Raw genomic sequence first — 26,313 nt, 5'->3', positions numbered from 1 at the left:
GTTCCTCGCACGGCCGGAAGACGACGAAACGAGCGAGCATGAGCACGAACCCTCCCGGCTGGTACGACTACGGCCCGGGCACCCGCCGGTGGTGGGACGGTGCGAAGTGGACCGAGCACGTGCAGTCGACCGAGGACGGGACGGATGCGCCGCCCGCCGGCCCCGATGCCCCTCCCTCGGCGCCGGGTTTCACCGGTGCGCCCGGGAATGCGCCCGCCGGTGGGGCCTTCACCGCGGCGACCGAGCCGAAGAAGTCCAAGCTCTGGATCCTGTGGGTGGTTCTGGGTGTCGTGCTCCTCGGCATCGTCATCGCCGCCGCCGTGCTCATCCCGATCCTGATCGGGGTCTTCTCGTCGGGTGGCGGCGTCGACGAAGCCGACCAGCAGGAGGCCGTGCGCGCGGTCGAACTCTACGACGAGGCATGGCGCGAGGGCGACTGCGACAAGTACCTCGAGGCGACGTCGGAGGCCTTCCGCGAAGGCGGTGGACTCACCGATTGCGCTGCGTTCGAGGAGCAGTCGGCCGGTTTCGCGCAGTCGGTGGAGAACTATCAGGTGGAGGTCGTGGGCATCGGTTCGTCTGAGGGCTCGATCTTCATCGACACGACGGAGACATACGACAGTCTCTTCCTCGATGGCGAGCCGTTGGAGACCCCTGCGCCGATCGTCGAAAGCTGGCAGTACACCGTCGTCGAAGTCGATGGTGCCTGGGTTATCGACAACGCGTACTTCGAGGAATGACCGACGCCCCCACAGCGCGCGACGCGCGCTTCGTCTTCACCTGCCTCGGCGTCGGCTTCATCGCCGGCCTGATGTCCGGACTGTTCGGCGTCGGGGGCGGCACCGTCGTCGTCCCGCTCCTCGTCCTCGTGCTCGGGTACGGCCAGCGGCTTGCGGCGGGGACGTCGCTGGCGGCCATCGTCCCGACGGCCGCGGTCGGAGTGATCGCCTATGCGGTCAACGACTCCGTCGCCTGGATCCCCGCTCTCATCCTCGCCGCCGGCGCGGTGGTGGGGGCCCAGATCGGCACCTGGCTGCTTCCGCGGACACCCGTGACGGTGCTTCGGTGGGGTTTCGTCGGATTCCTCGTGATCGTGATCGTGTCCCTGTTCCTGGTGATCCCCTCGCGGGACGCCGGCCTTCCGCTCACCGTCGTGACGGTGCTCGGTCTCATCGCGCTCGGTGTCGTCACCGGCATCCTCGCGGGTCTTCTCGGCGTCGGCGGCGGGGTGATCGTGGTGCCGGTGCTGCTGCTCCTCTTCGGCACGAGTGACCTCCTCGCCAAGGGGACCTCGCTGCTGATGATGATCCCGACGGCGATCTCGGGCACCGTCGGCAATCTGATCCGCAAGAACGTCGACCTGCCTGCCGCCGCGATCGTCGGCGTCGCCGCGTGTGTGACCGCCCCCGTCGGCACGTGGCTTGCCACTCTCGTCGATCCGCAGCTGGGCAACATTCTCTTCGCGGCCTTCCTGACGGTCATCGCCGTGCAGATGGCCGCGCGCGCCATTCGGGGCCGCAAGACCGCTCGGTAGGATGATCCGGTGCCAGTGAACCCCGAACTCGTCGGCCGCGTGTTCTCCCCGACGCCGCCGTATCTCGTGGGCCGCGAGAAAGTGCGCGAGTTCGCGCGAGCGGTCTTCGCCGACGATCCGCAGCACCTCGACCCCGACGCCGCGCAAGCCCTCGGGTACGCCGACGTCGTCGCGCCGCCGACGTTCCCGATCGTGCTGCAGGACGTCACGCTGCAGCAGCTGCTCGCCGAACCCGACAGTGGCATCGAGCTGTCGCGCGTGCTCCACGCCGAGCAGCGTTTCCAGTACTCGCGTCCGATCGTCGCGGGTGACGAGCTGACCGCCCGGCTCAGCGTCACCGGAATCCGCACGCTCGGCGGCAACGCCATGGTCACCAGCGAAGCCGAGATGGTCGACGCCGCCGGCGCCCACGTCGTGACCGCGACATCCGTCCTGCTCGTGGGTGAGGGCGACGCATGAACGCCGTCACCGTGGGCGACGTCATCGCCGAACGCACGATCCACCTCACTCGCGAATCGCTGGTGCGCTACGCAGGAGCGTCGGGCGATCTCAACCCCATCCACTACCGCGACGACATCGCCGCCGAGGTCGGGCTTCCCGGGGTCCTCGCGCACGGCATGCTCACGATGGGTGTCGCCGTGGGCACGATCATGCCGTGGCTCGGCGACAGCGGTCGCATCCTCGACTACGGTGTGCGGTTCACCCGACCGGTCGTCGTCGACGCAGCCGACGGTGCCGATCTTCACATCGTCGCCCGGATCGGTCAGGTGGCCGACGAGGCGGTCCGCATCGACCTCACCGTGACCGCCGCCGACACCACGGTGCTCGGCAAGGCGCAGGTGCGCGTGCGGCCGGCCGACGCCACCGGTGCGCCTGCCGGCGACGGGACTCGATGACCGAGGTTCCCCCCGTCGCGCTGTCGAGCCTCACGACGCTTCGCGCAGGCGGAATCCCCGAGCGGATGATCGAGGCGCGGACGACCGGTGAACTCGTCGACGCGCTCCGCGAGGTGTGGTCGACGGGTGACCCCTGGTTCGTGCTCGGTGGCGGATCGAACCTGCTGGTGGGCGACGAGCCGTTCCCGGGCACGGTCGTGCGGATCCTGACCCGCGGGATCGAGACGCTCCCGGCCGCACGCGAAGGATTCATCCGCCTGCGGGTACAGGCGGGCCACGACTGGGACGCGTTCGTGGGGTACACCGTCGAACACGGGTTCGCGGGCGTCGAGGCGATGTCGGGCATCCCCGGAACGATCGGTGCCGCACCCGTGCAGAACATCGGCGCGTACGGCCAGGAGATCGTCCAGACCCTCGTCGAGGTCGAGCTCATCGACGAGACCACCGGCGAGGTGTCCACTGTTCCGGCTGCCGAGCTCGGGCTCGGCTTCCGCACCTCGGTGCTCAAACACCACTACGGCTCGGTACCCGAGCGACGCGCGGTGATCCTGTCGGTCACTGTGGAGCTCGCGGTCATCGGAGACGCGCCCCGTGAGATCCACGGCGATCAGCTGCGGACGGCGCTCGGCCTCGAGCCCGGAGCCGCGGTGACGCTCGGCTTCGTGCGTGAGCAGGTGCTGCAGATCCGCGCGCGGAAGGGCATGGTGCTCGACGACGCCGACCCCGACACGTGGAGCGCCGGATCCTTCTTCCAGAACGCCGTCGTGTCGGCATCCTTCGCCCGGACCCTCCCGCCGGAGTGCCCGCGCTGGCCGGTCGCGCCCGACTTCGATCCGGTGGTCGTGGTGGCGTTGACGAACTTCGACGGCAGTGTGCCGCCCCTGTCGACAGCGGAGTCCGATGTGAAGGTCAGCGCGGGCTGGCTCATCGAGCAGTCCGGCATCCGCAAGGGCTTCAAGCTTCCGCGTTCGCGCGCGGCGGTGTCGACGAAGCACGCGCTCGCGCTGACCAACCGAGGCGGGGCCACGGCGGACGAGATCGCCGAGCTGGCGCGGTTCATCCAGGGCCGGGTGCACGCCGAGTTCGGCCTGCTGCTCCAGCCCGAGCCGGTCTTGATCGACGTCGACCTTTAGCCTCTGACGTCGCGCACTCGCGGCGGTTCGTCCACCGGCCGCCCTCGCTGTCATCCATCTCCCAGCTCACCCGCTCCGCGCTCTTTCCGCGGTTCGTTCGTCGCAGATGTACGCGATGAGACGCTCCGGACGTACGTCTGCGACGAACGAACGATGCTCGGGGTGGGTGCGGGGTGGGTGGGGTGGGGTGGCGCGGTCATTGATCCGTTACCCCTCGCCCATAGCCCCCGTGACCCGCCTCGCGGTCCTGCCCCGTTCGTTCGTCGCAGATGTACGCAAAGGGAGGCTCGAGACGTACGTATGCGACGAATGAACCGGGGTGAGGGCGGGGTCGGAGCGGCTGCGGTGCGGCGCGGTGCGGGGTGCGGAGCGGGAGCGAACGGATGCTGCGGCGCGGCGAGCCGCGAAGATCACGCCCGGAGGAGCTGCCGGGCGGCCAGCCCGATGATCGCGCTGTAGGTCGGATAGGCGAACTTCACACCTGCGAGGGTGGCCACGTCGATCCCGGCCGCCATCGCCGTCGTCACCGACTGGATGACCTCGACAGCGTTCTCGCCGACGGCGTGAGCGCCGAGGATGAGCTCGCGGCGGTTGTCGGCGATCAGCTTGAGGAACCCCACAGCGCGATCGTCGATGACCGCGCGCTCGAGGTCGGCGTACTGCGCGATCGCGACGATGCAGCGCTCGTCGCGATCGCGAGCCTGATCTTCGGTGAGACCCACTCCGGCGTAGTCGGGATCGGTGAATCCCCCCGCGGGGAGCAGATGGTGCGGAGTCCGACGGTTCACCCCCAGGACCGCGTTCTCCGCCGCCGCCTCGCCCTCGAACTGCGCTGCCTGCACGAGCATGTCGCGCCCGGTCGCGTCGCCCACCGCGAGGATGTGCGGCACGGCCGAGCGGAAGTAGGAGTCGACGGGGATCGCAGAACGCTCGACCTCGACGCCCGCATGCTCCAGGCCCAGGTCTTCGACGTCGGCCGGCCAGCCGGTGGCCATGACGACGACGTCGAAGCGGTCGGAACGCGGGGTCTCGTCGGTTCGGTCGCGCTCGCGCCACCGGAGGACGATCCCGTCGCCCCCCTCCTCGAGGGCGTCCACGCCGGCGATGCCGGTGCGCACCGTCATCCCGTGGCCTTCGAACGATGAGGCGATGGCGGCCGACACGTCGGCGTCGGAGGCCATGAGCACGCGCGGTGCGACGTCGAGCAGCGTCACGTGCGCACCGAACGACTCGAAGACGGTCGCCAGCTGCGCCCCGGTGTTGCCCGCGCCGATGATCGCGACCCGCCGCGGGAGGCTCGACAGCTCCAGCACGTGTTCGGGCACGGTCGCCAGCTCCGCACCCGGAACCGGAAGACGGCGGGAGTGCCCGCCGACTGCGACGATGATCGAGGAGGCGTGGATGCGCCGACCGGAGTCGAGCACGAGGGTGTGCGCGTCGGCGAAGCGTGCGCGGCCCTCCTGCACGAGGTCGATCCCCGCCTCCGCGAATCTCTCAGCCTCGTTCTTCACTGCTCGTACCCGGTCGACCCGGTCGCGGACGCGGGCGACGGTGGCGGGCCAATCGAGGGCCTCGGGGTGCGTCACGACCCCGTACTCCCGCGCCGCGCCCACCTCACGCATCAAGCGGGCGGCCTTGGCGAGCACACGGGTGGGGACGCAGCCGGTGTTCACACAGGTGCCGCCGAGGCGGTCGGACGCCTCGAGGACGACGACCGTGGCACCGAGTTCCGCGGCCCGGAGGGCGGCCGCCGTGCCCGCGGGCCCAGCGCCGATGACGGCGAGATCGTATGAGGCGGTGTCAGGGGTCACGCTGTCAGTGTGGCATCCGACGACCACCGCGGGATCCGCCGGCGGCGAGGTGGGCGATCAGGCGCCGAAGAGACGCTGCAGGCGCTGGACACCCTCGAGGAGGGCATCGTCGCCGAGCGCGTACGACAGGCGGAGATAGCCGCTGGGGCCGAACGCCTCGCCCGGAACCACCGCCACCTCGGCCTTCTCGAGGATGAGGTCGGCGAGCTCCAGCGTGGTGGTCGGCGTCACCCCGGCCCATTCGCGGCCGAGCAGCCCCTGCACGTCGGGGTAGACGTAGAAGGCGCCGAGCGGGTTCGGCACCGTGACGCCGGGGATCTTCGCCAGCTCCGTCACGATCACGCGGCGACGACGGTTGAACGCGCTCCGCATCTTCTCGGCCTCGACCTGCGGGCCGGTGAGCGCGGCCAGCGCGGCCCGCTGCGCGATGTTGTTGACGTTGCTCGACAGGTGCGACTGCAGGTTCGCGGCGAGCTTGATGGCGTCGGCCGGGCCGACCATCCAGCCCACGCGCCATCCGGTCATCGCGTACGTCTTGGCGACGCCGTTGACGAGGATGGTCTGGCCCGCGACATCCGGTACCGCTTCGACGATCGACGTGGCACGGGCGCCGTCGTACACGAGGTTCTGGTAGATCTCGTCGGAGATCACCCAGATGCCGTGCTCGAGCGCCCATTCGCCGATCGCCCGGGTCTCATCGGCAGAGTAGACCGCGCCGGTGGGATTGGAGGGCGAGACGAAGACGAGCACCGTCGTCCGCTCGGTGCGAGCCGCCTCCAGCTGCTCGACGGTGACCTTGTACTCCTGGTCGGCGCCGGCGAAGACCTCCACCGGTACGCCGTCTGCGAGGCGGATCGCCTCGGGATAGGTCGTCCAGTACGGTGCGGGCAGCAGCACCTCGTCGCCGGGGTTCACCACGGCCTGGAACGCCTGGTACACCGCCTGCTTGCCGCCGTTGGTGACGATGATCTGCGACGCCTCGACGTCCCACCCCGAGTCGCGGAGGGTCTTGGCGGCGATCGCCTCGCGCAGGACGGGCAGGCCGGCAGCGGGGGTGTAGCGGTAGTTCGCCGGGTCGCTCAGGGCCTCGGCGGCGGCGTCGACGATGAACGAGGGCGTGGCGAAATCGGGTTCCCCCGCGGCGTACGAGATCACCGGGCGCCCGGCGGCCTGCAGCGCCTTGGCCTTCGCGTCGACCTTGAGCGTGGCCGATTCGGCGATCGCGGACAGTTTGCGGGAGAGAGGAGCGCGGGAGGTCACGATATGAGAGTAGCGGCGCACCGCCGCGCGCACCGGGTCGAAAGACCTCCGCCGTCCCCGCCGACGCCGAAACCGACACCGCCCGCCGAGACCGCACGCGTGGGCGTGCGTCTCGACGGGCGAGCGCGGTCTCGGCGGGGCCGGGTCAGGCGAGATAACGGGTGTAGGCCGGGACCGTAAGGAATGCGGGGAACTCCGGCTGCAGCGCGACCTCGCGGAACAGCTCGGCCGCGTCGTCGAACCGGTCCCCGTCGCTGCGAGCCACCTCGCCGAGCACCTGCCCGATGAGTTCCTCGACGTAGTCGGCGGTGATGGGCGTGCCGTCCGAGAGCGAGCGGTCCTGGTGGATCCACTGCCAGATCTGCGAGCGGCTGATCTCGGCGGTGGCCGCGTCCTCCATCAGATTGTCGATGGCGACCGCGCCCACTCCCCGCAGCCAGGCCTCGAGGTAGCGGATCGCCACCGACACGTTGGCGTGCACACCCGCGGCGGTGACGGGGAGTCCGATGTGCACGTCGATCAGCTGCGCCGCGGTCACCGTCACGTCGTCGCGCCGGCGGTCGACCTGATTCGGCCGGTCGCCGAGCACCGCATCGAACTCCGCCCGGGCGATCGGGATGAGGTCGGGGTGGGCGACCCAGGTGCCGTCGAAGCCGTCCGCGGCCTCGCGCTTCTTGTCGGCGGCGACCTTCTCGAACGCCCTCTCGGTCACCTCGGGGTCGCGCCGGTTCGGGATGAAGGCGCTCATCCCCCCGATCGCGAACGCCCCGCGCTTGTGGCACGTCTGCACCAGTAGCTCGGTGTACGCCCGCATGAACGGCACCGTCATCGTCACGTCGCTGCGATCAGGAAGGACGAATCGCGCACCACGCCCGCGATAGTTCTTGATGATCGAGAAGATGTAGTCCCAACGCCCGGCGTTCAGCCCCGCGCAGTGGTCGCGCAGCTCGAACAGGATCTCCTCCATCTCGAACGCCGCGGGAAGCGTCTCGATCAGCACCGTGGCGCGGATCGTGCCGTGCGGCATGCCCATGGCGCGCTCGGTGAAGGTGAAGACGTCATCCCACAGCCGCGCCTCCTCCGCGCTCTCGAGCTTGGCGAGGTAGAAGTAGGGGCCCCGGCCGGCGGCGATCAGCGCCTGCGCGTTGTGGAACACGTACAGGCCGTAGTCGACGAGCGATCCCGATGCCGACAGAGTGCGACCGGTGCGATCGGTGAACTCGATGTGCGCCTCGGGCAGGTGCCAGCCCCGGGGCCGCATCACGATCGTCGGCGTCTGCTCCGCCGTCACCCGGTAGCTCTTGCCCTCGGGGCTCGTGTAGGACAGCTGTCCGCGGATGGCGTCGAAGAGCGAGAGCTGGCCTTCGATGACGTTCCGCCATGTCGGCGAGGTGGCGTCCTCCTGATCGGCGAGCCACACCTTCGCGCCGGAGTTCAACGCGTTGATCGTCATCTTCGGATCGGTCGGACCGGTGATCTCGACCCGGCGATCCTCCAGGCCCGGACCGGCACCGGCCACCCGCCACTGCGGATCGTCGCGGATGTGCGCGGTGTCGTGGCGGAAGTGCGGGTCGCGACCGTTGCCGATCTCGAAGCGGTGGCGCATCCGCTCGGCGAGGCGGTCGTGGCGGCGACCGCCGAACCGGTCATGGAGGGCGGTGACGAAGGCAAGGGCCTCGGGCGTGAGGATCTCGTCGTATCGCGGACCCATCTCACCGGTCACCCGGATCGTCGGCTGGTGCGTGCGGATGGGCCCGGTGGTCGGCCGCATCATCGGCGGCGGAGTGGTCGGGGGAGGTGGGGCGGTCGTGAGGGTCATGATCGGGTCCTTCTGGTTCGACGAAGCAAGGGTCAGTGGAACTGCTGAGCCTCGGTGGATCCCACCAGGGCGAGGGTGGCGCTGTCGGGGTTGAGCGCCGTGGACACGCGGTCGAAGTAGCCGGTTCCGGCTTCCCGCTGATGCCGGGTGGCGGTGTAGCCCGCCGACTCGGCGGCGAACTCCGCCTCCTGGAGCTCGACGTACGCGGTCATCGCCCGGTCGGCGTAGCCGCGGGCGAGGTCGAACATCGAGTAGTTCAGGGCGTGGAAACCGGCGAGGGTGATGAACTGGAACTTGTAGCCCAGCTCTGCCAGCTCCTGCTGGAACGTCGCGATCTGCTGGTCATCGAGGTGCCGCTTCCAGTTGAAGCTCGGCGAGCAGTTGTACGCAAGGAGCTTGCCGGGGAATTGCGCGTGCACGGCCGCCGCGAACTCACGGGCGAGCTCGATATCGGGTTCGCCGGTCTCGACCCACAGCAGGTCGGCATAGGGCGCGAAGGCGAGGCCCCGCGCGATCACGGAGTCCAGGCCCGGACGCACCCGGTAGAACCCCTCGGCGGTGCGCTCGCCGGTGAGGAACGGGCGGTCTCGCTCGTCGACGTCGCTGGTGAGGAGGTCGGCGGCCAGGGCGTCGGTGCGCGCGATCATGACGGTGGGCACGCCCGCGACATCCGCCGCCAGTCTCGCCGCATTCAGAGTCCGGATGTGCTGCTGGATCGGCACGAGGACCTTGCCGCCGAGGTGGCCGCACTTCTTCTCGCTGGCCAGCTGGTCTTCCCAGTGGATGCCGGCCGCACCCGACTGGATCAGCGACTGCGCCAGTTCGTAGGCGTTCAACGGACCGCCGAAGCCGGCCTCGGCATCGGCCACGATCGGAGCCAGCCAATCCCGGGTGGAGGTGCCCTCGGCGTGCTCGATCTGGTCCTGGCGGAGGAGCGCGTTGTTGATCCGGCGCACCACGGCCGGTACCGAGTTGGCGGGGTACAGGCTCTGGTCGGGGTAGGTCTGCCCGGCGAGGTTGCCGTCGGCGGCGACCTGCCAGCCCGAGAGGTAGATGGCCTTCAGCCCCGCACGCACCTGCTGGACGGCCTGACCTCCGGTGTAGGCGCCCAGAGCCCGGATGTAGTCCTCGGTGTGGAGCAGGTTCCACAGGCTCTCGGCTCCTCGGCGGGCGAGGGTGCTCTCCTCGCGCACCGAACCGCGAAGGGCGATGACATCGTCGGCGGTGTAGGTGCGCTGGACACCGTCCCAGCGAGGATCGGTCTCCCAGACCTCCTGAAGCTCCGCGGCGGTCTGCGTCTGGTCTCCGGCGCGGAGCGGGGGGCGGCTGGCGGCGGTCGCGGTCATGGTGCTCTCCTTCATCGGATGTCTCGTGCCGACCGGGTCGAAACGAGAAGGTCGTGAACTCACTCTCCGTGAAGTTCTCGCCCTCCACTCACGAATTGGCTTGTGAAGTTTCTCCAAAATTCTGCTCTTGTGACAGAATGCGGGACATGACGCTCGCCTCCGACCGCGAAGAAACCGTCGACCCCGACTCGGGCGTCGAGGACGACGCGCTCGACCCGCTCATGATCGGCCGTCGCATCCGGGCCGCGCGCACCCAGCGCGGGATGACGCTGGAATCCCTCGCCGACGCGGTCGGCCGGGCGCCGAGCCAGCTCTCCATGATCGAGAACGGCCGCCGCGAGGCTCGGCTGTCGCTGCTTCAGGCGATCGCGAAGGCGCTCGGGACCACGCTCGACGCCCTACTCGCCGGCGATCCGCTCGACGAGCGGGCGACGCTTGAGATCTCGCTCGAGCGCGCCATGCGGGGACAGACCTTCCAGGCGCTCGGCATCCCGCCGTTCCGCGTCGGCAAGACGATCCCGACCGAGGTGCTCTCGGCCCTGATGACCCTCCAGGGCGAGATCGAACGACTTCGCGACGAGCGCTCGGCCACGCCCGAGGAGGCGCGGCGTGCCAACGTCGCGCTTCGGCGCCTCATGCGCACGCAGGACAACTACTTCCCCGAACTCGAGACCGAGGCCCGGCGGGTCCTCGACGCCGTGGATCACCCCGGCGGACCGCTGACCCAGCGCGCGGCCTCCGACATCGCCGCGCACCTCGGCTTCACCCTGCACTATGTCGCCGACCTTCCGCAGACCACGCGGAGCGTCGCCGACATGAAGAACGGCCGCCTCTACCTCTCCAGTCGCGTGCCCGCCAAGGGCGACCCGCGCACCGCGGTGCTGCAGGCGCTGTCCAGCCGCATCCTGGGTCATCAGGAGCCGACGAGTTACGCCGAGTTCCTCCGCCAGCGCGTGGAGACGAACTACCTCACCGGTGCGCTGCTCGTTCCCGAGGCGCACGTGGTGCCCTATCTCAAGGAGGCGAAGAAGGACCGCGCGATCTCGATCGAAGATCTGCGGGACGCGTACTCGGTGACGTACGAGACCGCCGCCCATCGCTTCACGAATCTCGCCACGGTGCACCTGGGCATCCCGGTGCACTTCCTCAAGGTGCACGAGTCGGGAACGATCACCAAGGCGTACGAGAACGACGACGTGAACTTCCCCACCGACCGGCTCGGTTCGATCGAGGGGCAGATGTGCTGCCGGCGGTGGACCTCGCGGGTCGTGTTCGACATCGCCGACAAGTTCAACCCCTACTACCAGTACACCGACACCGGCAACGGCACCTACTGGTGCACCGCGCGGGTCGAGCCCTCGAGCGAGGGTGCGCACTCGGTGTCGGTGGGGGTCCGCTTCGACGACACCAAGTGGTTCCACGGGCGCGACACCACGAACCGCGGCCTGTCGCGGCACTCGGTCGAGGTCTGCTGTCGTCGGGCGCCGGCGGAGCTGGAATCGGCGTGGCGCGAGTACTCCTGGCCGAATGTCCGGACGCCCCGGACCCTGCTCGCGACGCTTCCGACCGGCTCTTTCCCCGGTGTGGACACGACGGAGGTCTACGAGTTCCTCCAGGCGCACGCCCCGGCATCCGGCTCCTGACCCGCGACCCGCGACCGGCGACCGGCGACCCGCGGCCCGCGGCCCGTCGTTTCTTGCGGCCCGGATGCGGCGGGAGCAGCCGTTTCTGACGACTCGCGGTGATGGGCGAACGCGAGTGAGGGCGCAGGAAAGGCGGTCGGTCAGGAGGATGCCGCGAAGGCGGCCCACAGCTCCGCGCGCACCGCGAACGACGACAGGTCGCGGCCGAGCACCCGTTCGGCCAGGGCCAGGCGGGTGCGCACCGTGTGGCGGTGCACCCCGAGCGCGCGTGCGCACGCCTCGTGCGAGCAGTCCTGCTCGAGCCAGGTGCGCAGCGTCATGACGAGCGCCGTGGCGTGGTCGGCATCGTGCGTCGCGAGCGGCGCGAGCTCGGCGTCGGCGACGGCGCGGGCTTCGCCCGAGAGTGCGGTCAGCGCGGCGATCACGCCCGACCGGGCCACTTCGGCGAAGTGCGTCACGGGTCCGCTGCCGCGCTCGGCCGCGCGGTCGCGCGCGATCCGCGCCTGTTCGACCGCGGCCGCGAAGCCGTCGTAACCGGCGGCATCGGACACGCCCAGTCGCGCGTCGAACCGCTCGACGAGCTCGTCGAGCACGTCGGGCGCTGCGGCCGGGACGACCACCGCGAGTCCGTCTCCGCTTCGTCCGAAGAACACCGCGCCACGCCGCTCCTCGGCGCGCAGCTCGAGGAATTCGGCGACGCTGTCGACGCGCGCGGTCATGGCATCCGTCATCGCCACCACCACCGGCGGGGCGGGCAGCGCGCCCCAGAGATCGCGGGAGATCCGCCGCGCGAGCGCGGGATCGCCCGACAGCAGCGACTGCACGAGACCGGCCCGCAGGGTCCCGCGGGCGCGGGCGAGACCCTGCTGCTGTTCGAGGGCCAGGCCTGCCATCGCGATCACCGCGGTCACGACCCCGCGGCCCTCCTGGTCGAGGTCGCCGGCGGCGATGGCGATCACGCCTCGCAGGTGCCCGCCGCGGCCGAGGGTCTGCAGGGTGAACGGCAGGCCCCCCAGCCGCATCGACGATCCGGCACGGGCACCGCGCCGCAGCACCGCGTCGATCTCACCGTGCAGCGCCACGGCGGTCGCCTCGGCCAGGCCCCCGGTGGGGTGCTCGCGCGAGAGCTCGCCCGCGGCGTCGTACAGTCCGACCCAGGTGCCCAGCTGCTTGGCGAGCTCGGCCACCGTGGCTCCGAGTCCGTCGGGGCGCAGGGCCGCCATCGAGATGGCGCGCTGCGCCGCGAGCGCCCACGATCGGCGGGCGTAGCCGACGGCGGCGATGGCTTCGGCGTTGGCGCGGGCGACGGCGATGAAGGGCGTGCGGTAGGGCACTTCGAACAGCGGCATGCGGTGGCGCAGGCACGCGTCGATGAGCGTGGGCGGGATGCCGTCGCGCACGACTTCGGTGCCGAACCCGACCCCCACAACGCCCCGCTCCGACAGGCGCCGCACGTACGCGTCGACGACGGACGCCTCATCGGCGGACTCGAGGAACTGGGTGCCGGTGGTCAGCAGCACGAGGCCTTCGGAGAGGAACGGCGTCGGATCGAGCAGATCGGTGCTGTGGACCCAGCGCACGGGGCGCGACAGCGCGTCGTGGGGGGCGGTGTCCTCGGCGCGGAGGTGAAGGTCGGTGCGGGCGAGGAGGGAACGCAGGGTGGGGGGCGCAGCGGCCTCGGCCGACGTCGTCATCGTGTCTCCTCGCGGGCGGACGGTCCGCGCCGCCCCACTGTACGGATGGTACAGCCCCGGATGCAGAATGTACGCCGGGGCCGGTGCGCCGGCGGCATCCGGAACCCTACGCTCCCGGCATGACCGCTGCCACCCTCATCGCGCCCCCGCTCGGCGGACCGACCCTTCCGCAGGAGCGCCGACTCGTCACCTCCATCCCGGGCCCCCGGTCGCAGGAGCTGCTCGCCCGGAAGGCCGCAGCCGTCAGCGCCGGTGTCGGACACACCGTGCCGGTCGCGGCCGTCGCCGCCGGCGGCGGGGTGGTCGTCGACGCGGACGGCAACTCCTTCATCGACCTCGGATCGGGCATCGCCGTCACCACGGTCGGCAACGCCCACCCCCGCATCGTCGAGGCCGTGCAGGCCCAGGTCGCGCAGTTCACTCACACCTGCTTCATGATCTCGCCGTACGAGTCGTACGTCGCCGTCGCCGAGGCGCTGAACCGCGTCACCCCCGGCGACCACGCTAAGAAGAGCGCACTGTTCAACTCCGGCGCCGAAGCGGTGGAGAACGCCGTCAAGATCGCCCGCAAGTACACCGGCAAGCCGGCCGTCGTCGCCTTCGACCACGGCTACCACGGGCGCACGAATCTGACGATGGCGCTCACCGCCAAGGCGATGCCCTACAAGAGCGGGTTCGGGCCGTTCGCCTCGGAGATCTACCGGGCGCCGCTGTCCTACCCGTTCCGGGACGGACTGAGTGGAGCGGATGCTGCGGCGCGAGCCATCTCGGTCATCGAGAAGCAGGTCGGGGCCGACAACCTCGCTGCCGTCATCATCGAGCCCATCCAGGGCGAGGGCGGATTCATCGTTCCCGCCGACGGCTTCCTGTCGGCGCTCGTGGAGTGGTGCCGCGCGAACGATGTGGTCTTCATCGCCGACGAGGTGCAGACCGGGTTCGCCCGCACCGGCGCGATGTTCGCCAGCGACGTGTTCGGCATCGTGCCCGACCTCATCACCACGGCCAAGGGAGTGGCGGGGGGCCTGCCCCTGGCCGCCGTCACCGGGCGCGCGGAGATCATGGACGCCTCGCACCTCGGCGGGCTGGGCGGCACGTACGGCGGAAACCCCATCGCCTGCGCGGCGGCCCTGGCGGCGATCGAAGCGTTCGAGACCGAGGGCCTCATCGAGCGGGCGCGCGAGATCGGCGGCATCCTCACCGAGCGCCTCCGGGCTCTCCAGGCGGCGGACCCGCGGCTGGGCGATGTCCGCGGCCGCGGCGCGATGGTGGCGGTCGAATTCGTCGATCCGGCTACCGGCGCGCCCGATGCCGCCCTCACGGCTGCGGTTGCGAAGGCCTGCATCGCCGAGGGAGTGATCGTCCTCACCTGCGGGACGTTCGGCAATGTCATCCGGTTCCTGCCTCCGCTGGCGATCGGCGACGTGCTGCTGAACGAGGGACTCGATGTCCTCGCGAGCGTGCTCGACGAGTCCCGCACCGACAGCGAGTCCGTGCTCGTCGGTGACGACGCCCCGACCCCCACGGCAGACTGACCCGGGATGACCCGGTGCCGCGGCACCGGGTGGCCTCCTCTAACCCGATGCAAAGGAGCACCATGACAGATCCCACCACCGGCGTGCTGACGCGCGACGTCGTCGTCGTCGGCGCGGGAGCGGCGGGCCTCACCGCCGCGAACGAGCTGCGCAAGGCCGGCCTCTCGGTCGCCGTGCTCGAGGCGCGCGACCGGGTCGGCGGGCGCCTGCACACCGACGTGATCGACGGCGCCACGCTCGAAGTGGGCGGCCAGTGGGTCTCGCCCGACCAGGAAGCGCTGATCGAGACGCTCGAGGACCTCGGGCTGGAGACCTACTCCCGTTACCGCGAGGGCGACTCGGTGTACATCAACGCCGAGGGCGAGCTCACCCGGTTCACGGGCGAGATCTTCCCTGTGCCCGAGGCGACCGAGAAGGTGATGGTCGACCTCATCGAGCGGCTCGACCAGATGGTCGCAGAGATCGACCCGGACCGTCCGTGGGAGCATCCCGACGCCGAGGAGCTCGACCGCACCTCCTTCGAGGCGTGGTTGGCGGCGCAGACCGACGATGTCGAGGCCCGCGACAACATCGCGCTCTTCATCGCGGGGGCGATGCTCACCAAGCCGCCTCACGCGTTCTCCACCCTCCAGGCGCTGCTGATGGCGGCGTCGGCCGGAAGCTTCTCGCACCTGGTCGATGCCGACTTCATCCTCGACAAGCGCGTGGTCGGCGGTCTGCAGCAGGTGCCGCTCCTGCTGGCCGAGCGTCTCGGCAGCGACGTCTTCCTCGATCAGCCGGTGCGTCGCATCGAGTGGAGCGACGGCGGCGTGACGGTGGCGGCCGACCGCATGACGGTTCGCGCCCGCTTCGTCATCCTCGCGCTGGCGCCGGTGCTCTACCCGCGCATCTCGTTCTCGCCGCCCCTGCCGAGACTGCAGCACCAGATGCACCAGCACATCTCGATGGGATTCGTCATCAAGGTCCACGCGGTCTACGACCGTCCGTTCTGGCGGGAGCAGGGGCTGTCGGGCACCGCCTTCAGCCCGTACGAGCTGTCGCACGAGGCCTACGACAACACCAACCACGGCGACGAGCGGGGCACTCTGGTCGGTTTCGTCTCCGACCGCCATGCCGACGACGTCTTCCGCCTTCCGGCCGAGGAGCGCAAGGAACGGATCCTCGAGTCGCTCTCGCACTACTACGGGCCCGAGGCGAAGAACCCGGTGGTCTACTACGAAAGCGACTGGGGGACGGAGGAATGGACGCGCGGTGCGTACGCCGCGAGCTTCGACCTCGGCGGGCTCGCGCGGTACGGCGCAGATCAGCGGGAGCCGGTCGGCCCGATCCATTTCGCCTGCAGCGACATGGCGGGACTCGGCTACCAGCACGTCGACGGCGCCATCCGCATGGGCCGGCTCGTCGCCGCGAACATCGTCGAGGCGGCGCGCGCATGAGCGGCCGCATCGTGGTGGGCTACACCGCCACGGATGCCGGAGCCGATGCCGTCGCCCTCGGGGCGCGGCTCGCGAAGGCGACGAGCGCGCAGCTCGATCTCGTCGTGGTGCTTCCCAGCGACGACCGCAGCGTCATCACGCCTCCCAATGCCAGCTACGACCGCTACCTGCGCGAGCAGGCGACGACCTGGTTGGAGGGGGCGGCCGCCGGCATCCCCGCGGACGTCGCGCACGTCGGTCACGTCCGCTACAGCGACTCGTTCGCCGAGGGCCTGATCGCCGCCGCCGACGAGTTCGGCGCGTCGCACATCGTGGTCGGCGCGGCCAACGGAGGCCTCCGCGGCCGCCATCGCCTCGGCACGGTCGCGACCGAGCTGCTTCACTCCTCCGACGTGCCGGTCGTCCTCGCCCCCGAGGGGTCGCGCCGCCAGGACGCCTCCCTCGGCCTCACCCGCATCACAGCCGCGATCGGCACGCGTCCGGGCGCCGAAGCGCTCATGGAAGAGAGCGTGGCGCTTGCCGCGGCGACCGGGGCGGAGCTGCGGCTGCTGTCGCTCGTCTCGGTCGACCTGCCGTCGAGCGTCGACACCGGCGTCATCCGTCTGGCGGGCGCCGCCCACGCCGACGACGTGCTCACCAGGGCGCTCGCGTCGCTTCCCGAAGGCATCACGGCCGACGTCGTCGTCGCGCGTGGCGAGAGCATCGAGGACGCCGTCTCGCACCTCAGCTGGGAGCCCGGCGAGCTCGCGATCGTCGGATCGAGTCGCCTTGCGCAACCCCGGCGGCTGTTCCTCGGCTCGACGGCAGCGAAGATGCTGCACGAGCTTCCCGTCCCGATGGTCGTCGTGCCCCGAACGCGCGTCCACGAAAGCATGAACGGAGAGCGGCGATGAGCGCTGCACAGCCCGGGTCGCAGAGCGGCGGCCCGACACCGACCGCCACGGCCCCCGCACCCGAGGCACTGACCGGCGGACTGTCCAAGAAGGGCCTGAGCGCGGGCACGGTCGGCCTCATCGGTGCTGTCGTCATCGGCATCTCATGTATCGCGCCGGCCTACACGCTCACCGCGGCCCTCGGACCGACGGTCTCGGAGGTCGGTTTCCAGGTGCCGGCGATCATCCTGCTCGGATTCATCCCGATGCTCCTGGTCGCATTCGGATACCGCGAGCTCAATCGCACCATGCCCGACTCGGGCACCTCGTTCACGTGGGCCGTGCGGGCGTTCGGGCCGTGGGTGGGGTGGATGGCCGGCTGGGGCCTCGTCGCGGCGACGATCCTCGTGCTGTCGAACCTCGCCGGCATCGCCGTGGAGTTCCTCTTCCTGCTGATCGACCAGATCGCGGGAAGCCCCGGGACGATCGCCGAACTCGCCTTCAACCCCTTCATCAACGTCGCGGTGTGTCTGCTGTTCATGCTGGGTGCGACCTTCATCTCCTATCGGGACATGCAGACGACCCAGAAGCTGCAGTACGTGCTGGTGAGCTTCCAGGTGCTGGTCCTCCTCGTCTTCTCCATCGCCGCCTTCGTGCACGTGGCGAACGGCACGGCTTTCGATGCGAGTCCGGTCGAGGCCTCCTGGTTCAGTCCGCTGACCGTCACGCCGGCGATCGCGATCGTGGCCGGTCTGTCGCTGTCGATCTTCATCTTCTGGGGGTGGGATGTCACGCTCACGATGAACGAGGAGACCCGCAACCCCGAGAAGACGCCGGGACGCGCCGCGACCGTCACCGTGGTGACGATCGTCACGCTGTACCTCCTCATCTCGATCGCGCTGCTCGCCTTCGCCGGCACGGGCGAGGAGGGGTTGGGTCTGGGCAATCCCGACATCCAGGCGAATGTCTTCTTCTACCTCTCCGGGCCCATCCTGGGGCCGCTGGCGTTCCTGGTCTCGCTCGCCGTGCTGACGAGCTCGGCGTCGTCGCTGCAGTCGACGTTCGTGGGCCCGGCCCGCACGCTCCTCGCGATGGGGCACTACGGCGCGCTCCCACCCAAGTTCGCGCGCGTCTCGCCGCGGTTCTTCACACCCGGGTACGCCACCATCGTCTCGGCCGTCGTGGCGTCGGTGTTCTACGCGGTGATGCGCTTCATCAACGAGAACGTGCTGTGGGACACCATCACGACCCTCGGCATGATGATCTGCTTCTACTACGGCATCACCGCGTTCGCGTGCGTGTGGTACTTCCGCCGGCAATGGTTCGACTCGGTGCGCAGCTTCGTCTTCACGCTGCTGTTCCCGCTGGTCGGCGGTGTGATCCTGGCCGCGCTGTTCGTCATCACCCTGGTGGAGAGCCTCGACCCGGACTACGGCAGCGGCACCGAGTGGTTCGGGGTCGGAAGCGTGTTCGTGCTCGGCGTGGTCATCATCGGTCTCGGTATCGTCATCATGATCTGGCAGGCGATCAGGCGCCCGGCGTTCTTCCGGGGGGAGACCCTCAGCCTCGACGCGCCGGAGAGCCTCCGGCGTCGCTGACCATCAGACGGCGATGCCCGATACGACCTGAAAGACAAGAAAGGCACGAAATCGATGAGTGACTATGCCGTCATCAACCCCGCCACGGGGGAGACCCTCGCCACCTACCCGACGATCAGCGACGATGAATTGGCTGCGGCGATCGATCGGGCCGACATCGCCTATCGCTCCTGGCGCCACCTGCCGGTCTCGGAGCGCGCCGCGCTGCTCCGCCGGGTCGCCGACCTGCACCGAGAGCGTCGCGACGAACTGGCGGCCATCATCGTGCGCGAGATGGGCAAGCCGCTCGTCGCGGCGCTCGGCGAGGTCGACTTCGCCGCCGACATCACCGAGTACTACGCGAACGTCGCCGAGCGGGTCACCGCCGACCAGCCGCTGGAGATCGAGGGGGAGGGTACCGCCGTCATCCGTCGGACACCGCTCGGTGTCCTCCTGGGCATCATGCCGTGGAATTTCCCGTACTACCAGGTCGCGCGCTTCGCGGCCCCGAACCTGATCCTCGGCAACACCATCCTGCTCAAGCATGCGCCGCAGTGCCCCGAGTCCGCGGCCGCCCTGGAGGCGATCTACCGCGACGCGGGACTTCCCGTCGGTGCGTACACGAACATCTACGCCACGAACGATCAGGCCGCGGCGGTCATCGCCGATCCGCGCGTCCAGGGCGTGTCGGTCACGGGCTCGGAACGGGCCGGTGCGGCGGTCGCCGAAGTCGCCGGGCGTCACCTGAAGAAGGTCGCTCTCGAGCTCGGCGGATCAGATCCCTTCATCCTCCTGTCCACGGATGATCTCGACGCCACCGTGCAGGCGGCGGTGGACGCCCGTCTGGACAACAACGGACAGTCGTGCAACGCGGCCAAGCGCTTCATCATCATCGACGAGCTGTACGAGCCCTTCCTCGAGAAGTTCTCCGCGGCGATGGGCGCGGCGAAAGTGGGCGATCCGCTGGCCGAAGACACCATCCTCGGTCCGCTCTCCTCCGAGACGGCGGCCGAGCGACTGCAGAAGCAGATCGATGACGCCGTCTCCCAGGGGGCCCGGCTGGTGACGGGAGGGGCGCGGGACGGCGCCTTCTTCCCGGGCACGGTGCTCACCGATGTCACGCCGGAGATGGATGTCTACGGCGAGGAGCTCTTCGGCCCGGCGGGAGTCGTCTACCGCGTTAAGGACGAGGCAGAGGCCATCCGCGTCGCCAACGACACCGGCTTCGGGCTGGGATCGTATGTCTTCACCACCGATCCTGAGCAGGCCCAGCGCGTGGCCGACAAGATCGATGCCGGCATGGTCTACGTCAACGTGGTGCTGGCCGACTCGCCCGAGCTCCCGTTCGGTGGGGTGAAGCGCTCGGGTACCGGACGCGAACTGGGACTCATCGGCGCCGACGAGTTCGTCAACAAGAAGCTCATCCGGGTCGCCGGCTGAGTGCGTCGGGGGCGGCGCGGCATCGTGCCGCACCGCCCCCGACGTCGCTCTGCGTGGTTCAGGCCGCGAGGACCACGTCCGCGCTTGCCACCTCGATCTGCAGCGCCGCGCCGACGTCGGCGTTGGTGAGCATCCCGTCGTGCGTGCTGAGGCCGGCCTTCAGCGCCGCATCGGCGCGCAGCGCGTCCTGCCATCCGCGGTCGGCCAGGCGCAGCACGTAGGGCGCAGTGGCGTTCGTGAGGGCCCGCGTGGCGGTCTCGGGGACGGCACCGGGCATGTTCGCGACGCAGTAGTACAGGCTCTCGTGCACGGCGAAGGTCGGCTCATCGTGGGTGGTGGGGCGCGAGCCCTCGAAGCAGCCGCCCTGGTCGATGGCGATGTCCACCAGCACCGACCCCGGCTTCATCGCCGCGACCATGTCGTCGGTGACGAGCTTGGGTGCGGCCGCCCCGGGGATCAGGACCGATCCGATGACGAGATCGGCGTCGACGAGCTGGTCGGCGATCTCGAGGGGTGAGGAGTGGCGGGTCTGGATGAGACCGCCGAACTCCGATTCCAGGGCGCGCAGACGCGGGAGCGAGATGTCGATCACCGTGACGTCGGCGCCGAACCCCACGGCGTTGCGGGCAGCGTTCTCACCGGCGACCCCGCCGCCGATGACCACGACCTTGCCCTTGCGGGTGCCGGCGATTCCACCGAGGAGCGTCCCGCGTCCCCCGGCCGGACGCATCAGGTTGGTCGCACCGACCTGGATCGAGAGGCGGCCGGCGACCTCGCTCATGGGAGTGAGCAGGGGGAGCGAGCGATCGGGCAGCTGGACCGTCTCGTAGGCGATGGAGGTGACCCCGCTAGAAAGCAGCGCGTCGGTGCACGCGCGCGAGGCGGCGAGGTGGAGGAAGGTGAAGAGCACCTGACCCCGGCGCATCCTGCCGTACTCGGCCGCGATCGGCTCCTTGACCTTGAGGATCAGGTCGCCCTGCTCCCAGACCTCGTCCGCGCTCGTGGCGATCCGGGCTCCCGCGGCGGAGAAGTCGGCGTCGGAGATGCGCGACCCCTCCCCGGCGCCGGCCTGGATGACGACCTCATGGCCGCGGCGCCGCAGCTGGTCCACGATCGCGGGCGTCGCTGCCACGCGATCTTCGTTGTTCTTGATCTCCGCTGGGATACCGACGCGCATCACAGCTCCTTTCGCAGTTGATGAATAGTGTTGGAGAAAAGTCATCAGAAGGGCAGTCCTTCCGATGAAGATTCGGCAGATCATGCTGTTCGGCGGGTTTGCACCGAAGAAGGAGGTCTCGGATGACGCGCGAGCCGAACGATCCACAGCCTGTTCCGCTGGACGAGCTCGATCGCCGGATCCTCGAGGCGGTCACGGCGGACGGCAGGATCACCAACGCCGCACTGGCGGAGCGGGTCGGTGTCGCCCCGTCCACCGCTCACACACGCCTCCGGGGGCTCATCGATCGCGGCGTCATCTCGTCGTTCACCGCGAGCGTCGCCCAGGCCAGGCTCGGCGTAGCCCTGCAGGCGCTGGTCGGGGTGACGCTCCGGCCCGGTGCGCGTCAGGCGAGCATCACCGATTTCGCCGAGCACACCCGCTCGCTCGCCGAAGTCGTGCAGGTGTTCTTCCTCGGCGGCGCCGACGACTTCATCGTCCACGTCGCGGTGACCGACTCCTCGGCGCTGCGACGATTCGTCGTCGAGCAGATCTCCGGTCATGAGCGCGTGGCTTCGACGCGGACGAACATCATCTTCGACTACCACCGCAACGCCGTCGTCGACTCGTTCCGCTGATCCCGGCGCCGCACCGCTGGCTGATGTGTTGACTTCAATGAACGCATAGTGAACACTCGTGCGTATTACGCACACTTCCGCCCCCGTCGTCACGTCTTGAAGGAGCAACTTTCGATGAACACCTCCGTCTCCCGCCGCGTTCTCGTCGGCCTTGCCGCCTTCTCCGCCCTCGGGCTCGCACTCACGGGCTGCACGTCGGAATCCGCCGAAGACGCGGGCGGTTCGGACCTCGCGATCGAGGTCGCCGGGGTCGCGATCGAGACGAACGACGAGCTCGCCGCGCTCGTGCCCGACGACGTCGCCGATCGTGGAACTCTCACGGCCATCCAGTTCGACAACGCCCCCGCGGACACGTTCCTCGACGAGAATGACGAGATCGCCGGGTGGGGTCCTGACCTCGGTCGCGCGGCTGCAGCGCTCCTCGGATTGGAGTACACCGCCGAGGTGTCGGGTGCATTCGACACATTCATCCCGGGGATCGAGAACGGCCGGTTCGACAGCTCGTGGGCGTCGATCATCGTCACGCAGGAGCGACTCGACGTCGTCGACATCGTCGCCGTGCACGAGAGCACGACCGGGGTCATCACGAGTGAGGGCGCGGGCCTGGACATCAGCACCCCGGAGGACCTGTGCGGCCTGCGGGTCGGGGCCTTGGCGGGCTCGGCGTTCCTCATCCAGATCGAGGAGATCGTCGCCATCTGCGAAGACGCCGGGGAGCCTGCTCCGACCATCGACTCCTTCCCGCAGCAGGGCGCGGCGATCCTGGCCGTCAGCTCGGACCGGATCGACGCGTTCATGACCGCGAAGGGACAGCTCTCGTGGCTGCTGCGCGAGGACAGCAGCGCCGAAGGTCTCGAGATCCAGCCGCTGGACTACCAGCCGAACCTCGAAGGCGTAGCCGTGGGTAAGGAGTCCGGGATGACCGAGGCCATCGCGGCGGCGGTGAACCAGCTGATCGAGGACGGTACGTACGAGGCGATCATGACCAGCTGGGATGTCGATTTCGGCCTCCTCGATGAGGCGGTCGTCAACCCGAGCGTTGAGCAGTGACCTCGACCGGCACAGACGAGGCGCCCGACGAGCGTCGGAGCCGGGGGCCGCTGACGGCGACGCTGCAGATCGGCCGAGGTCCGGATGGGCCGCGGGTGCGGACCACCACGGGGCGCCAGATCACACTGAAGGTCGCGGGATGGGCGCTGCGCATCCTGCTGGTGTTGTTCGTGCTCGAGATCATCTCGAAGTTCCTCACCGCCGATGCCATGCGGTGGGATGTCGTCGGAGAGTACCTGTTCAGTGCCCGTGTGCTTCAGGGGGTCGGCCTGACCCTGTTCCTCACCGCGGTCGCGATGGTGCTCGGGTGCCTCATCGGGTTGATCCTCGCCCTGATGAAGATCTCCAACAGCCTCCTGTTCAACGTGGCCGCCGACGGTTACATCTGGCTCTTCCGCGGAACGCCACTGCTGGTGCAGCTGCTGTTCTGGTACAACCTCGCCAGCTTCCTTCCCAAGCTCACCCTCGGGATCCCCTTCGGCCCACAGTGGTTCGAATGGGACACCAACACCGTGATCAGCTCTCTCATCGCCGCGCTGCTCGGGCTCGGGCTGAACGAGGGTGCCTACATGTCCGAGATCATCCGTGCCGGCATCCAGTCGGTCGATCAGGGCCAGAGCGAGGCTGCTGCTGCGCTCGGCATGTCGCGTCGTCGGGCGATGCGGCGCATCGTGCTGCCGCAGGCGATGCGGGTCATCGTCCCACCGACCGGCAACCAGGTGATCTCGATGCTCAAGGGAACGAGCCTGGTGAGCATCGTCGCCATCAGTGAGCTCCTCTACACCGTCCAGGTGATCTACGCCCGCACTTTCGAGACCATTCCGCTTCTGGTGGTGGCGTGCATCTGGTACCTCGTGATGACCACCGTGCTCTCGATCGGGCAGCACTACATCGAGAAGTACTACGCACGTGGTGCGACCCGCAGCGCTCCCGACACCTACGTGCAGAAGCTGCGCAAGCTGCTGCCCCGCACCACCACTACCACCCCCGCTTCGGCGCCGAAAGAGAAGACGCCCGTATGACAACGATCGTCGATCCGGTCATCCGCCTGCAGTCGGTGAGCAAGAGCTTCGGCTCGCTTGCGGTTCTCCATGCGGTGGATCTCGAGGTCTTCCGCGGCGAGGTCGTCTGTGTGATCGGCCCGTCCGGGTCGGGAAAATCCACGCTCCTGCGCTGCATCAACCACCTCGAGACCCCGACCGCGGGGGTCGTGTGGCTCGGTGACGAGCCGGTGGGGGTTCGTGAGAGCCGAGGACATCTCGTCGAGATCGCCCCGGCGGAGCTCGCGCGTCAGCGCACCGAGATCGGCATGGTGTTCCAGAACTTCAATCTGTTCGGTCACATGACGGTGCTGCAGAACATCGTCGAAGCTCCCATTCAGGTTCTGCGCACCCCACGGGCCGAGGCGGAGACCCATGCGCGTCAACTGCTGGAGTGGGTGCAGCTCAGCGGCAAGGAGTCTGCCTACCCCCGCCAGCTCTCGGGCGGCCAGCAACAGCGCGCGGCGATCGCTCGGGCTCTGGCCATGCGCCCGCGCGTCATGCTCTTCGACGAGCCCACCTCGGCCCTTGATCCTGAAACCGTCGGGGAGGTGCTCTCGGTCATGCGCCGCCTCGCGTCCGAGGGGTTGACGATGATCGTCGTCACGCATGAGATCGAGTTCGCACGGGAGGTCGCCGACCGGGTGGTGTTCATGGACGACGGACGGATCGTCGAGAGCGGCAGCGCCGTCGAGGTGCTCGATCATCCCGTCGAGGAGCGCACGCGACGCTTCCTCTCCCGAATCCTCGACACGCGCTCTGCGGAGGACGCGGGCGAGCCCTTCACATGATCAGAGATGCGGCCCCGGTGGTTCTCGTGCAAGATAGGGGAAGGCGATCGCACAGTGAACGTGTGTGCGGTAAGCGAACAAGAGGCGAGGATACTTCGGTGATCACACGCGGCGACCAACGGATGCGGCATGTCCGCCCCTGACCTGACCGGCCGCACCGTGCTGGTCCTCGGTGCCGCGGGTGCCATGGGGCGCTCGGCGGCGCACGCGTTGGCCGGGCACGGGGCGCGCGTGATCGTCGCCGACGAGGATGTCGCGCAGCTCGAGGCCGCCTTCGGGGCCGATGACCGCTTCCAGGTGCGGGCAGCCGACGTCACCGACGGCACCCACGTGCAGCGGCTGGCTGCGGAGTTCGACGACACCGAGGTGCTGATCCACTGCGCCGATGCCGGATCGACCACGGCTGCTCCGATGTTCATGGAACAGGACCTCGTCGATGCGTTCACCGCCGAGGTCGCGTCGTGCTGGGCAGCGCTTCGCCATTTCGCTCCCGCAATGGCCGCCCGGGGTCGCGGGTCGATCATCGCCTACTCGGGGTCGCGCGCCGCGACGGGTGGAGAACGTGGCACGCGCGCGATGTCCTCGGAGGCGATCAACCAGATGGTGCGTGAGTTCGCTCAGGAGCTCGAGCCCCACGGCGTGCGGGTGAACGCCCTGGCGCCCGCCGGCGATCAGGATGAGACGGCGCTGCGCTTCCTCGCGTCGGACGTGTCACGGCACGTCACCGGCGCCCTCGTGGTGATCGACTCGGGGTGGAGCGTCATCGAACGCATCGAAGAGGGCGTCGGCTCCCGCTGAGATCCGCAGCTCAGCGCACGTAGGTGGCCCCGTTGACGTCGAGCGTGGCGCCGCTCAGGTGGCGAACCCGGCCGCCGGCCAGCAGCGCGACGAGCTCGGCGATCTCGGCCGGCGGCACCATCTCGCCCATCGCGAGCGTCTGCAGCACGGCGTCCCGCCCGCCGCGGTCGGCTCCCGCCGACGCGGACATCGCAGTGTCCACGGCGCCGGGGGCGATGAGGTAGGTGAGAACGCCGTCCGCCGCGTACGCGCGGGCGACCGTCTTCAGCGCCGCAGCGGTCGCCGCCTTCGAGGCGGCGTAGGCGACGAGGTTCGGGTTGCCCGCTCCCCGCTGTGTCACCCAGCTGCTGAGTCCCACGATCGTGCCGCCGCCCTCGGTCAAGAAGTGCGCCAGCGACCTTCGGATGAGCGTGAGCTGGCTGAGGGTGTTGACCTGCAGGGCCTGTTCGAAGGTGTCGTTCCACGCGTCGTCGGTGTCATCGAGCTCGACCTTGGGCATGATCGCCGCGTTCAGGACCACCACGTCGATCCGCCCCGCCCAGTCCAGCGCGGTCTGCCACAGTTCGGATGCGCCCTGCGGGTCGGCGAGGTCGGCCTGGACGACCGTGGCGGTTCCGTCCGGGAAATCGGCGATGGCTTTGCGGGCCCCCTCGGGATTCGAGCGGCAATGCCCGATGACCCGGGCGCCGGTGGAGGCGAGTCGCTCGACCGTTGCGCGGCCGATGCCGCCGGAAGCGCCCGTGACGAGGATGGTCCGTCCCGCCAGCTCGTTCATCGGCGACCGCCGACGCCGTCGGGCTGGGGAAGATCAGCAGGCGGACGAGTCATGATTGCCTCCAGGAACGGT

At 69.4% G+C, this 26,313-nt stretch carries 23 protein-coding genes; 16 read left to right on the top strand and 7 right to left on the bottom strand.

Annotated features, from left to right (window positions below; genetic code table 11):
* Window positions 1–38 precede the first annotated feature (38 nt).
* Genes FBY40_RS14775 through FBY40_RS14755 form a run of 5 tightly spaced genes read left to right on the top strand, consistent with a single transcriptional unit; the run spans window position 39 to window position 3,563 of the window.
* Window positions 39–740, top strand: a complete 702-nt coding sequence (locus FBY40_RS14775) for a DUF2510 domain-containing protein (protein WP_141939531.1) — start codon at window positions 39–41, stop codon at window positions 738–740.
* The gene (locus FBY40_RS14770) at window positions 737–1,534 is read left to right on the top strand and encodes a sulfite exporter TauE/SafE family protein (protein WP_141939530.1); all 798 of its coding nucleotides are present in this window, start codon (window positions 737–739) and stop codon (window positions 1,532–1,534) included. Before FBY40_RS14775 ends, FBY40_RS14770 begins: the two co-directional genes overlap by 4 nt.
* A gap of 9 nt (window positions 1,535–1,543) precedes the next feature.
* On the top strand, window positions 1,544–1,993 hold the full coding sequence (locus tag FBY40_RS14765; RefSeq protein WP_141939529.1) for an FAS1-like dehydratase domain-containing protein: 450 nt from the start codon (window positions 1,544–1,546) through the stop codon (window positions 1,991–1,993).
* A complete protein-coding gene (locus FBY40_RS14760; RefSeq protein WP_141939528.1) occupies window positions 1,990–2,430 on the top strand; it encodes a MaoC/PaaZ C-terminal domain-containing protein in 441 nt (146 codons plus the stop codon). The genes FBY40_RS14765 and FBY40_RS14760 overlap by 4 nt, the downstream gene beginning before the upstream one ends.
* Complete coding sequence (locus FBY40_RS14755; RefSeq protein ID WP_141939527.1) at window positions 2,427–3,563, top strand: UDP-N-acetylmuramate dehydrogenase; 1,137 nt, start codon at window positions 2,427–2,429, stop codon at window positions 3,561–3,563. The genes FBY40_RS14760 and FBY40_RS14755 overlap by 4 nt, the downstream gene beginning before the upstream one ends.
* Before the next feature lie 410 nt (window positions 3,564–3,973).
* On the opposite strand, the gene FBY40_RS14750 is transcribed toward FBY40_RS14755, so the two are convergent.
* The 4 genes from FBY40_RS14750 to aceA all read right to left on the bottom strand — a co-directional run bounded on the left by FBY40_RS14750 (window position 3,974) and on the right by aceA (window position 9,799).
* A complete protein-coding gene (locus FBY40_RS14750) occupies window positions 3,974–5,374 on the bottom strand; it encodes a dihydrolipoyl dehydrogenase family protein (RefSeq protein WP_235014931.1) in 1,401 nt (466 codons plus the stop codon).
* A 57-nt stretch (window positions 5,375–5,431) separates the two neighbouring features.
* Window positions 5,432–6,634, bottom strand: coding sequence for a pyridoxal phosphate-dependent aminotransferase (locus FBY40_RS14745; protein WP_141939525.1), 1,203 nt, complete (start codon window positions 6,632–6,634; stop codon window positions 5,432–5,434).
* A 145-nt stretch (window positions 6,635–6,779) separates the two neighbouring features.
* Window positions 6,780–8,405, bottom strand: coding sequence for a malate synthase A (gene aceB, locus FBY40_RS14740; protein WP_235015127.1), 1,626 nt, complete (start codon window positions 8,403–8,405; stop codon window positions 6,780–6,782).
* Between the two features lie 80 nt (window positions 8,406–8,485).
* Window positions 8,486–9,799 carry an isocitrate lyase gene (gene aceA / locus FBY40_RS14735; protein ID WP_141939523.1) on the bottom strand — a complete coding sequence of 438 codons (1,314 nt, stop codon included), beginning with the start codon at window positions 9,797–9,799 and terminating at the stop codon, window positions 8,486–8,488.
* 146 nt (window positions 9,800–9,945) lie between these two features.
* On the opposite strand from aceA, the gene FBY40_RS14730 reads away from it, so the two are divergent.
* Entirely contained in the window at window positions 9,946–11,442 is a 1,497-nt protein-coding gene (locus tag FBY40_RS14730; RefSeq protein ID WP_141939522.1) for a helix-turn-helix transcriptional regulator, read from the top strand.
* A gap of 140 nt (window positions 11,443–11,582) precedes the next feature.
* On the opposite strand, the gene FBY40_RS14725 is transcribed toward FBY40_RS14730, so the two are convergent.
* Entirely contained in the window at window positions 11,583–13,136 is a 1,554-nt protein-coding gene (locus FBY40_RS14725) for a PucR family transcriptional regulator (protein WP_141939521.1), read from the bottom strand.
* Window positions 13,137–13,255: 119 nt separating this feature from the next.
* Here FBY40_RS14725 and gabT point away from each other — a divergent pair, with 119 nt between their 5' ends.
* The 5 genes from gabT (at window position 13,256) to FBY40_RS14700 (ending at window position 19,993) form a co-directional block, all read left to right on the top strand.
* Window positions 13,256–14,668, top strand: a complete 1,413-nt coding sequence (gene gabT, locus FBY40_RS14720; RefSeq protein WP_141939520.1) for a 4-aminobutyrate--2-oxoglutarate transaminase — start codon at window positions 13,256–13,258, stop codon at window positions 14,666–14,668.
* 62 nt (window positions 14,669–14,730) lie between these two features.
* Complete coding sequence (locus FBY40_RS14715) at window positions 14,731–16,104, top strand: flavin monoamine oxidase family protein (protein ID WP_141939519.1); 1,374 nt, start codon at window positions 14,731–14,733, stop codon at window positions 16,102–16,104.
* Window positions 16,101–16,997: a universal stress protein gene (locus tag FBY40_RS14710; protein ID WP_141939518.1), complete on the top strand. Its 897-nt coding sequence runs from the start codon at window positions 16,101–16,103 to the stop codon at window positions 16,995–16,997. The genes FBY40_RS14715 and FBY40_RS14710 overlap by 4 nt, the downstream gene beginning before the upstream one ends.
* Window positions 16,994–18,574, top strand: a complete 1,581-nt coding sequence (locus FBY40_RS14705; RefSeq protein ID WP_141939517.1) for an APC family permease — start codon at window positions 16,994–16,996, stop codon at window positions 18,572–18,574. Before FBY40_RS14710 ends, FBY40_RS14705 begins: the two co-directional genes overlap by 4 nt.
* A gap of 54 nt (window positions 18,575–18,628) precedes the next feature.
* A complete protein-coding gene (locus FBY40_RS14700) occupies window positions 18,629–19,993 on the top strand; it encodes an NAD-dependent succinate-semialdehyde dehydrogenase (protein ID WP_141939516.1) in 1,365 nt (454 codons plus the stop codon).
* 58 nt (window positions 19,994–20,051) lie between these two features.
* On the opposite strand, the gene ald is transcribed toward FBY40_RS14700, so the two are convergent.
* On the bottom strand, window positions 20,052–21,170 hold the full coding sequence (gene ald, locus FBY40_RS14695; RefSeq protein WP_141939515.1) for an alanine dehydrogenase: 1,119 nt from the start codon (window positions 21,168–21,170) through the stop codon (window positions 20,052–20,054).
* A 122-nt stretch (window positions 21,171–21,292) separates the two neighbouring features.
* On the opposite strand from ald, the gene FBY40_RS14690 reads away from it, so the two are divergent.
* The 5 genes from FBY40_RS14690 to FBY40_RS14670 all read left to right on the top strand — a co-directional run bounded on the left by FBY40_RS14690 (window position 21,293) and on the right by FBY40_RS14670 (window position 25,466).
* A complete protein-coding gene (locus FBY40_RS14690; protein WP_141939514.1) occupies window positions 21,293–21,787 on the top strand; it encodes an Lrp/AsnC family transcriptional regulator in 495 nt (164 codons plus the stop codon).
* Between the two features lie 114 nt (window positions 21,788–21,901).
* A complete protein-coding gene (locus tag FBY40_RS14685; protein ID WP_141939513.1) occupies window positions 21,902–22,837 on the top strand; it encodes a transporter substrate-binding domain-containing protein in 936 nt (311 codons plus the stop codon).
* A complete protein-coding gene (locus FBY40_RS14680; RefSeq protein WP_141939512.1) occupies window positions 22,834–23,859 on the top strand; it encodes an amino acid ABC transporter permease in 1,026 nt (341 codons plus the stop codon). Before FBY40_RS14685 ends, FBY40_RS14680 begins: the two co-directional genes overlap by 4 nt.
* Window positions 23,856–24,668, top strand: a complete 813-nt coding sequence (locus FBY40_RS14675; RefSeq protein WP_141939511.1) for an amino acid ABC transporter ATP-binding protein — start codon at window positions 23,856–23,858, stop codon at window positions 24,666–24,668. The genes FBY40_RS14680 and FBY40_RS14675 overlap by 4 nt, the downstream gene beginning before the upstream one ends.
* A gap of 129 nt (window positions 24,669–24,797) precedes the next feature.
* A complete protein-coding gene (locus tag FBY40_RS14670; protein ID WP_141939510.1) occupies window positions 24,798–25,466 on the top strand; it encodes an SDR family NAD(P)-dependent oxidoreductase in 669 nt (222 codons plus the stop codon).
* A 10-nt stretch (window positions 25,467–25,476) separates the two neighbouring features.
* Here the strand turns inward: FBY40_RS14670 and FBY40_RS14665 are convergent, their stop codons facing one another.
* Window positions 25,477–26,241: an SDR family NAD(P)-dependent oxidoreductase gene (locus FBY40_RS14665; RefSeq protein ID WP_141939509.1), complete on the bottom strand. Its 765-nt coding sequence runs from the start codon at window positions 26,239–26,241 to the stop codon at window positions 25,477–25,479.
* Window positions 26,242–26,313 lie beyond the last annotated feature (72 nt).

Source organism: Microbacterium sp. SLBN-154 (genome assembly GCF_006715565.1).
Classification (GTDB): domain Bacteria; phylum Actinomycetota; class Actinomycetes; order Actinomycetales; family Microbacteriaceae; genus Microbacterium.
The sequence above is the reverse complement of the archived record's forward strand: the minus strand, read 5'-3'. Positions and strand labels throughout refer to the sequence as shown.

Excerpts from the sequence above, each read along its gene's own strand:
- FBY40_RS14775 (WP_141939531.1), top strand. The coding sequence starts at position 39 with ATGAGCACGAACCCTCCCGGCTGGTACGACTACGGCCCGGGCACCCGC.
- FBY40_RS14770 (WP_141939530.1), top strand. The coding sequence starts at position 737 with ATGACCGACGCCCCCACAGCGCGCGACGCGCGCTTCGTCTTCACCTGC.
- FBY40_RS14760 (WP_141939528.1), top strand. The coding sequence starts at position 1,990 with ATGAACGCCGTCACCGTGGGCGACGTCATCGCCGAACGCACGATCCAC.
- FBY40_RS14755 (WP_141939527.1), top strand. The coding sequence starts at position 2,427 with ATGACCGAGGTTCCCCCCGTCGCGCTGTCGAGCCTCACGACGCTTCGC.
- aceB (WP_235015127.1), bottom strand. The coding sequence starts at position 8,405 with ATGCGGCCGACCACCGGGCCCATCCGCACGCACCAGCCGACGATCCGG.
- aceA (WP_141939523.1), bottom strand. The coding sequence starts at position 9,799 with ATGACCGCGACCGCCGCCAGCCGCCCCCCGCTCCGCGCCGGAGACCAG.
- FBY40_RS14730 (WP_141939522.1), top strand. The coding sequence starts at position 9,946 with ATGACGCTCGCCTCCGACCGCGAAGAAACCGTCGACCCCGACTCGGGC.
- FBY40_RS14725 (WP_141939521.1), bottom strand. The coding sequence starts at position 13,136 with ATGACGACGTCGGCCGAGGCCGCTGCGCCCCCCACCCTGCGTTCCCTC.
- gabT (WP_141939520.1), top strand. The coding sequence starts at position 13,256 with ATGACCGCTGCCACCCTCATCGCGCCCCCGCTCGGCGGACCGACCCTT.
- FBY40_RS14715 (WP_141939519.1), top strand. The coding sequence starts at position 14,731 with ATGACAGATCCCACCACCGGCGTGCTGACGCGCGACGTCGTCGTCGTC.
- FBY40_RS14710 (WP_141939518.1), top strand. The coding sequence starts at position 16,101 with ATGAGCGGCCGCATCGTGGTGGGCTACACCGCCACGGATGCCGGAGCC.
- FBY40_RS14705 (WP_141939517.1), top strand. The coding sequence starts at position 16,994 with ATGAGCGCTGCACAGCCCGGGTCGCAGAGCGGCGGCCCGACACCGACC.
- FBY40_RS14700 (WP_141939516.1), top strand. The coding sequence starts at position 18,629 with ATGAGTGACTATGCCGTCATCAACCCCGCCACGGGGGAGACCCTCGCC.
- ald (WP_141939515.1), bottom strand. The coding sequence starts at position 21,170 with ATGCGCGTCGGTATCCCAGCGGAGATCAAGAACAACGAAGATCGCGTG.
- FBY40_RS14690 (WP_141939514.1), top strand. The coding sequence starts at position 21,293 with ATGACGCGCGAGCCGAACGATCCACAGCCTGTTCCGCTGGACGAGCTC.
- FBY40_RS14685 (WP_141939513.1), top strand. The coding sequence starts at position 21,902 with ATGAACACCTCCGTCTCCCGCCGCGTTCTCGTCGGCCTTGCCGCCTTC.
- FBY40_RS14675 (WP_141939511.1), top strand. The coding sequence starts at position 23,856 with ATGACAACGATCGTCGATCCGGTCATCCGCCTGCAGTCGGTGAGCAAG.
- FBY40_RS14670 (WP_141939510.1), top strand. The coding sequence starts at position 24,798 with ATGTCCGCCCCTGACCTGACCGGCCGCACCGTGCTGGTCCTCGGTGCC.
- FBY40_RS14665 (WP_141939509.1), bottom strand. The coding sequence starts at position 26,241 with ATGAACGAGCTGGCGGGACGGACCATCCTCGTCACGGGCGCTTCCGGC.